This window comes from Pectobacterium jejuense (assembly GCF_026800125.1).
Lineage (GTDB): Bacteria > Pseudomonadota > Gammaproteobacteria > Enterobacterales > Enterobacteriaceae > Pectobacterium > Pectobacterium jejuense.
The window spans coordinates 1-335 of the sequence record NZ_JAPQKX010000044.1 but is presented as its reverse complement, the minus strand read 5'-3'; the positions used below and the strand labels follow the sequence as shown (position 1 = coordinate 335).

The 335-nt window shown below is 66.3% G+C and carries 1 protein-coding gene; it reads right to left on the bottom strand.

What is annotated here, in order from left to right; genetic code table 11:
- A partial coding sequence (locus NXT09_RS22375) for an AMP-binding protein (protein WP_268581197.1) occupies nucleotides 1-335 on the bottom strand: 335 nt, incomplete at both ends.

Sequence of the window (335 nt, the reverse complement as noted above, 5' to 3'; positions counted from 1 at the left end):
AGCATCACGACTGGCAGCGAGTGTCGGAAAGCGTCACGCAGTGATGAGTGGGTCAGGAGCACAACCGGGGCGGCATCGTCGAGCATATAGGCGAGGCGCTCCGCCGGATAGGCGGGGTCCATCGGAACATAGGCGGCGCCGGCCTTGAGGATACCGAGCAGGCTGACCACCATGTCAGGGCTGCGCTCGAGGCAGAGGGCGACGCGGTCATCGGGTTTGACGCCGAGCGAAAGCAGGTGGTGCGCGAGCTGGTTGGCACGGCGGTTGAGCGCCTCATAGGAGAGGTGCTGGTCTTCAAAGAGGACGGCGATGGCCTCGGGCGAGCGGGCGGCCTG